Below are 6,764 nucleotides of genomic sequence, written 5' to 3' on the forward strand. Positions count from 1 at the left end.
GCGAGCAAGCCCGCTGCCACAAATGCGCTTAAAGCCTCTGCACAGTCACAGACCCAGCCGGCCCCGCTACGCCTGGCTGGCCTTCCAAACCTGGCCGGCCCTTATCACCGCCATCAGCCCGGTAAACCAGGCAACCCTTGGACTGCCCGCCTCTACCCGGCTTGCCAGCCGTACCCGCCAAACCACCGGCGCCACCGTCAACCCAAACCTTGATGTTCTCGGCCGGGAAACTCTGCGGCAGCTCAACCCGCACCTGCGCACCGGCCGCGCCCGGCAGCCCGTCGCCGCCGTTATCGCCATTGGCCCCGCGCCCAGCCGAACCCCACGTACACCCCGGGTCCTCACCATTCGCGCCATCCAGCCCGGCATAACCTTGCGCACCCGCACCGCCGCGCGCATCCACCGACAACTCTTCGGCGGTCAGCGCATTAATCCGCAACGTCAAATCACGCCCCGCCCTGGCGGGTTTTTCATGCGTGCCGGGCGCCCGCGCGAGGTAATCTGGCTGCCATGGTCCAACTGCGCGTTGCGCACCTGCAGTTGCAGCCCGGTATTGCCGGGGGCGATGGCGATACGCGCTTCACGCCCCAAGTGCAGCTCGTCGATGCTGACCTGGCTGATCGTTGCCGGCACCAACAACGTGCCGTAATCGGCTACATCCAGGCGTTCCAGTTGCAACACACTGGTGCTGCTGGGCAGACGCATCAACGAATTGGTTTCAACACTGACGCTCTGAGCCAGGGCAATGGGGCTGACCAACAGGGCCAACAGAAAAACCTTACGCATGATTGGCGTCCTTGTTCATTTGATTAACCGCTACAGACATCGACAGGCTGCGCACATGGAACATCCCCACCAGCAGAATCTGCCAGCGGTCACGCCAAGGGTGTGCACGGTGTTTCAAGCTACTGTTGAACAACAATAACTCTAATAAGTGGGTAAGGAGCAACAGACTGCCGGCCAGGTTGACCAACAGGTGAAACGGATTGGCCAGTGGCCGGAACAGATTGACGACCACCACGACCCAGAACAGCAACGTGAGAAATTTTCCCAGCCCCCAAAACACCTTCATCGTGCATGCCCCCGCCTATTATTCTTTGGGCGCACAGTACCGACTTCTACAGGCCATTTGCCAGTGAAGCTTGAAAAAACTTGATGAAGGGCTTGATGAAGGGGATGAAGGGATGAAGGGACAGTTGGCGCGGCTCGCCAGCAATACCCCTGTGGCAACCCCAGGGGCAAATACCATCAAGGGTAGCGCTGTACGCATGATGCTCATCTGATTTCTCTTGGGAGGATCGGCGGGGACCGACGGGTGGATTAAACACGGCTCTTTTCATCCGCGCCAGTCAGCCGCCCCCCGGTTTTATTGACGATCGTCGCCTTCGCAAGTTTTTTCAGCGTCGCGCGCTCTAGGCCCGCACGCTCAGCCGCGCTAGTCTCTAGGGTCATGATGTGAGGATCTCTGATGAGCGCTGGTATTTCTTCCCGTACGCCACAGCAAGCGTTGGCCGCGTTGCTGGCTTTGCACCGGCCCAATCGTCTGTTGTTATTGGGTGCCAGCCAGTTTCCGGCGCTTGAGGCATTCCAGGCCGAGCACCCGGACACCCAAGTGTCCATCGCCCCGCCCGGGCCGTTGCCTGCGTCATTGGCGGCGCAGCGTTTTGACTTGGCGCTGGTGGTCGACTGCCTGGAACACCTGTCAAAACCACAGGGCCTGACCTTGCTCGGCGGCATTCGCAACCTGAATGCCAGCCGCATTGCCGTGCTGGTGGACTTGAGCGCGTGTGGCTGGCAGGAAACCGACTTTTTCTCCCTGGCCCTGCAAGCCGGCGAGCGCTTCCAACGCGATGATCAGGTTCTGACGCTGTTTACCTATGATCTGCTTGACTATAAACAGGTGCCGGATTGGCTCAATGCGCGCTTCTGGGCCAACCCGGAAAACTTCGGAAAGTATTGGTGGTAACCCGATGAGTACATCCATTTGCCCCTGCGGCAGTGGCAACCTGCTGGATGCCTGCTGCGGCCATTATCACGCCGGCCACCCGGCGCCCTGCGCCACGGCGCTGATGCGCTCGCGCTACAGCGCCTATGTACTGGGCCAGGTGGATTACCTGGTGGCGACCACGCTGCCTGCACAACAGGCCGGCCTGGACCGCAACGCCATCAGCGCCTGGAGCGCGCAAAGCACCTGGCTCGGGCTTGAGGTGGAAAGCTCCGAAGTGTTTGGCGGCCAACCGGAGCATGCCTTTGTGACCTTTACCGTGCGCTGGCATGACAGCACCGGTGAACACAGCCACCGTGAACAGTCGTCTTTCGTACAGCATGACGGGCGCTGGTACTTCATCGACCCAACGGTGGAGGTGAAGGTCGGGCGCAATGATGTATGTTTGTGTGGCAGCCAGCAGAAATTCAAGAAGTGCTGTTCCGCCTACCTCTAATGACCTCACAGGGATAACGCCATGCTCCGGATTTACAGCTTGATGCTGGCGTTGGCCCTGAGCTTGACCGGCTGCGCCTCGTGGTTTGAAGACGATTCGCCGCCGCCTCACGTCGCGTTGGTGAAAGTCGAAGTGGTGCGCGCCAAATTGCTCGAACAGAAGTTCAAGCTGTACTTTCGCGTGGACAACCGCAACGACGAAGACCTCACGGTGCGCGGCCTGATCTACAAAGTCAGCCTGGGCGACTTTGTGCTGACCGAAGGCGAGTCCAACGAATGGTTGACCGTACCGCCGCGCGGTCACGCTTTTTTCAGGGTGTCGGTGCGCACTAACCTCTGGCCGCAGATACGTGACGTGGTGCAGATGCTGAAAAATCCGAGCAAGCCGGTGCCCTATCGCCTGGAGGGCGAGTTGAAAACCGGATTATTCATCGGTTATGACGTGCAGGTGGCTCACAATGGCGAGATAATCCCCGGCGATTTTATTCCGGAGCGACATCGATGACTCAGCAACCCCATGTGCATGGTCCTGACTGCAATCACGATCATGATCACCATGATCACCATGATCACGACCACGGCCATGTCCACGGTCCGAACTGCGGCCACGCTCACCAGGAGCCGGTGCGCAACGCGTTGAAGGATGTTGGCCGCAACGATCCTTGCCCCTGCGGCAGCGAGAAAAAATTCAAGAAGTGCCACGGGGCGTAAATTACTCCCCGATGCGGGCGTCACGCTGAAGATCTAATGGTGGGAGGGGCGGTTCAACTGGCTCCCTTCCACATTTAATTGCCGGTGAAAGGCGTCTAAGGTTAGACGCAAATATTTGATTGAATTTTCGTGCCGCCAGCATCACCTAATCCTATAGGCATTGGCTTATTTGGAGAGCGGCATGATTGACCTGTACTACTGGACAACGCCCAACGGGCACAAAGTATCGCTGTTCCTGGAAGAAGCCGGTCTGCCCTACACGGTGCACCCCGTCAACATCGGCCAGGGCGACCAGTTCAAACCGGACTTTTTGAAGATAGCTCCGAATAACCGCATCCCGGCCATCGTCGATCAGCAACCGAGCGACGGCGGCGCGCCGATTTCGCTGTTCGAGTCCGGCGCCATCCTGTTGTACCTCGCGGAAAAAACCGGCCAATTCATTCCAAAAGACCTGCGCGGTCGCCAGGAAGCGCTGCAATGGCTGTTCTGGCAAATGGGCGGGCTGGGGCCAATGGCCGGGCAAAACCATCACTTCAGCCAGTTCGCGCCGGAAAAAATCCCCTACGCGATCAAGCGCTATGTCGAGGAAACCGCGCGTCTTTACGGCGTATTGGACCGCCGCCTGGCGGATCGAGCATTCGTGGCCGGTGAGGACTACAGCATTGCCGACATGGCCATCTACCCATGGATTGTGTCGCACAAATGGCAGGGCCAGCGCCTTGAGGACTTCCCGCACGTGCACCGTTGGTTCAACAGTATCCAGCAACGGCCGGCGACTGTTCGCGCGTATGAACTGGTGCAGAAGGTCAACCCGCCCAAGGCCTGAGCGCAACATTCACTCGATGCAATGTGGGAGCGTGCATGCTGACTCCCACATTGCGCGGCCCCAGACTCAAGATCTCACGCTTAACCTAAACTCCTGCTTGCGTCGCTTCGCCGCGCTCACTAACGTAGCGCCTTTAATGACGCTACCCCCCGCAGGAGCTTTGCCATGGCCTCGCCAGCCCTCTCACATTTTCTTCCCCGATTCGGCGTTGCCGCGGCAGTGGCCAGTGCATTAAGCCTGGCCGGTTGCCAGCTCCAGAGCACCCAGGACACCCTGCCGCCGGTTGCCGGCGTGCAGCCGATCAAAGGCTTGGCGCAGAATGTTTCGGTGCGCCGCAATGCCCAAGGCATGCCGCTGATCGAAAGCAACACCTTCCATGACGCGCTGTTCAGCCTCGGCTATGTGCACGCCAGCGACCGCATCACCCAGATGGTCACCTTGCGCCTGCTGGCTCAGGGCCGTCTGGCGGAAATGTCTGGCTCGCAAGTGCTGGATGTCGACCGGTTCATGCGCGCGGTCAACCTGAAAAAAAGCGCCAGCGAGCTGTATAACGCCTCGTCGCCGCGCCTCAAGCGCTTCTTCGAAGTGTATGCGCGTGGCGTCAACGCCTACCTGTTCCGCTACCGCGACAAGCTGCCGGCGGACCTCGCCCAAAGCGGCTACAAGCCCGAATACTGGAAGCCGGAAGATTCCGCGTTGTTGTTCTGCCTGCTGAATTTCAGCGAATCGAGCAACCTGCAGGAAGAACTGTCGTCGCTGGTGCTGGCGCAAAAAGTCGGCATCGACAAGCTCGCCTGGCTCACCCCAAGCGCACCGGATGAAGCGGTGCCGATGGCCGAAACCGACAAGCTCAAAGGCGTCAACCTCAGCCAGATCACCGGCCTGGCCGGGCTGGACACGGTCAGCCAGCAATTAACCAGCCTCAACGCGTTGGCGGTGACCACTTCCAGCAACTGGGCCATCGGCCCGCAACGCAGCCGCAGCGGTAAAAGCCTGCTGGCCGGCGACCTCGCGGCCCAGCCGCAAGCGCCGTCGCCGTGGAGCTACGTGCAGATTCGCGCGCCCAAATACCAGGCAGTTGGCGCCTCGATTGCCGGCCTGCCGACGCTGTTGTCGGGTTTCAACGGCAAAGTCGCGTGGAGTATGAGTTCGGTCAAGGGCGACACTCAGGACCTGTTCCTGGAGAAGGTCAAACGCCAAGGCAGCGCGCTGTATTACGAGAACAACGGCAAGTGGCTACCGGCGCTCGTGCGTAACGAAACCTACCTGGTCAAAGGCCAGCGGCCACTGCGCGAAGTGGTCTACGAAACGCGCCACGGCGCCCTGCTCAACAGCAGCCAGGCGTTGACCACAGGTTTGGGCCTGGCCCTGCAAACCGCCGACTTCAAAGACGACAAGAGCCTGGACGCGTTTTTTGACCTGTCGCGCGCGCAAACTGCCGCCAAGGCCTCGGACGCAACGCGTGAGATCCGCGCCATCGCGTTGAACATGATCTTCGCCGACGCCAGCAACATCGGCTGGCAAGTCACCGGCCGTTTCCCCAACCGCCGCGAAGGCGAAGGTTTGCTGCCCTCGCCGGGCTGGGATGCGCGCTTTGACTGGGACGGTTACGCCGACGCGATGCTGCACCCGTACGATCAGGACCCGGCCCAAGGCTGGATCGGCACCGCCAACCAGCGCACCGCGCCGCGCGGCTATGGCATGCAATTGTCGAACTCCTGGGATGCCCCGGAGCGCAGCGAGCGCCTGGCGCAACTGGCCAACGCCGGCAAGCATGACACGCGCAGCATGATCGCCATGCAGTACGACCAAACCACCACGTTTGCCGCCAAGCTCAAGAGCATGTTCCAGGCGCCAGGCATGGCCCAGCCGCTGAAACAGGCGATTGACGCATTGCCGGCGGCCGACCAAGCCAAGGCACGCGAAGCACTGAGCCGCCTGATGGCTTTCGACGGTCGCCTCGTAGCGACCTCCGCCGACGCGGCAATCTATGAACTGTTCCTGCAGGAAAGCACCCGGCAGATCTTCCTCGACGAGCTCGCCCGGAAAACAGCGCCAGCTGGAAAGCCTTTGTCAGCAACGCCAACCTGTCGTACTCGGCGAACGCCGACCACTTGCTGGGCCGTGAAGACAGCCCGTTCTGGGACGACGTGCGCACCGCACAAAAGGAAGACAAACCCGCGATCCTCGCGCGCAGCCTCGCCGCCGCGATCAGCGCCGGCGACAGCCAACTGGGCGGCGATCACAAGGCCTGGCAGTGGGGCAAACTGCACAGCACCACGTGGAAGAACATCAACGGCCAGGTCATCCGAGGCCCATTCGCCAGTGGCGGCGACCACAACACACTGAACCCGGCACCGTATAGCTGGGGGCAAAGTTTCGACACCACCCAAGTGCCGGCGCTGCGCATGATCGTCGACTTCGGCCAAGCCGAACCGATGATGGGCCAAGGTGGCACCGGCCAGTCCGGCAACCCGGCGAGTGCGAACTATGCCGATGGCATCGACCCGTCGCTCAAGGCGCAATACCTGAGCTTCCCGATGCAGCCGCTAAACTTTGACAAGGCGTATGGCAAGACGCGCTTGACGCTGACGCCCGGCAAATAGACGGGCATTAGCGCCTATCGGTTAGTGGGGAAACGCGGCGCTTCTCAAATCAAAGTCACAAGCCGAACCCGGTCAACGGTGTGCTTGTGTGGGAGCGGGCTTGTGTGGGAGCGGGCTTGCTCGCGATGCAGGCGCCTCGGTAAATCAGGCGTACCGGATCGATGCCATCGCGAGCAAGCCC

7 protein-coding genes and 2 pseudogenes are annotated in these 6,764 nt (G+C 60.7%); 7 read left to right on the forward strand and 2 right to left on the reverse strand.

Features of this window, described 5'->3' with window-relative positions; genetic code table 11:
- Nucleotides 1–28: 28 nt before the first annotated feature.
- Both F0169_RS21865 and F0169_RS21870 read right to left on the reverse strand, forming a co-directional pair.
- Nucleotides 29–786: pseudogene (locus tag F0169_RS21865) on the reverse strand (collagen-like protein).
- Nucleotides 779–1,072, reverse strand: a complete 294-nt coding sequence (locus F0169_RS21870; protein WP_152747596.1) for a DUF1145 domain-containing protein — start codon at nt 1,070–1,072, stop codon at nt 779–781. The pseudogene F0169_RS21865 and the gene F0169_RS21870 overlap by 8 nt, the downstream one beginning before the upstream one ends.
- A gap of 70 nt (nt 1,073–1,142) precedes the next feature.
- Here F0169_RS21870 and F0169_RS27460 point away from each other — a divergent pair, with 70 nt between their 5' ends.
- The 7 genes and pseudogenes from F0169_RS27460 (at nt 1,143) to F0169_RS21900 (ending at nt 6,583) form a co-directional block, all read left to right on the forward strand.
- Nucleotides 1,143–1,283, forward strand: a complete 141-nt coding sequence (locus F0169_RS27460; protein WP_172979513.1) for a hypothetical protein — start codon at nt 1,143–1,145, stop codon at nt 1,281–1,283.
- Between the two features lie 185 nt (nt 1,284–1,468).
- Nucleotides 1,469–1,966, forward strand: coding sequence for a DUF6231 family protein (locus F0169_RS21875; RefSeq protein ID WP_152747597.1), 498 nt, complete (start codon nt 1,469–1,471; stop codon nt 1,964–1,966).
- A 4-nt stretch (nt 1,967–1,970) separates the two neighbouring features.
- The gene (locus F0169_RS21880) at nt 1,971–2,441 is read left to right on the forward strand and encodes a YchJ family protein (protein WP_058412381.1); all 471 of its coding nucleotides are present in this window, start codon (nt 1,971–1,973) and stop codon (nt 2,439–2,441) included.
- A gap of 21 nt (nt 2,442–2,462) precedes the next feature.
- The gene (locus tag F0169_RS21885; RefSeq protein ID WP_058412382.1) at nt 2,463–2,945 is read left to right on the forward strand and encodes an LEA/WHy family protein; all 483 of its coding nucleotides are present in this window, start codon (nt 2,463–2,465) and stop codon (nt 2,943–2,945) included.
- On the forward strand, nt 2,942–3,151 hold the full coding sequence (locus F0169_RS21890; RefSeq protein WP_065890089.1) for an SEC-C metal-binding domain-containing protein: 210 nt from the start codon (nt 2,942–2,944) through the stop codon (nt 3,149–3,151). Before F0169_RS21885 ends, F0169_RS21890 begins: the two co-directional genes overlap by 4 nt.
- 181 nt (nt 3,152–3,332) lie before the next feature.
- Entirely contained in the window at nt 3,333–3,977 is a 645-nt protein-coding gene (locus tag F0169_RS21895) for a glutathione S-transferase N-terminal domain-containing protein (RefSeq protein WP_122250980.1), read from the forward strand.
- 165 nt (nt 3,978–4,142) lie between these two features.
- Nucleotides 4,143–6,583, forward strand: a pseudogene (locus tag F0169_RS21900) (penicillin acylase family protein).
- The last annotated feature ends 181 nt before the right edge of the window (nt 6,584–6,764 follow it).

This window comes from Pseudomonas kitaguniensis (assembly GCF_009296165.1).
Classification (GTDB): domain Bacteria; phylum Pseudomonadota; class Gammaproteobacteria; order Pseudomonadales; family Pseudomonadaceae; genus Aquipseudomonas; species Aquipseudomonas kitaguniensis.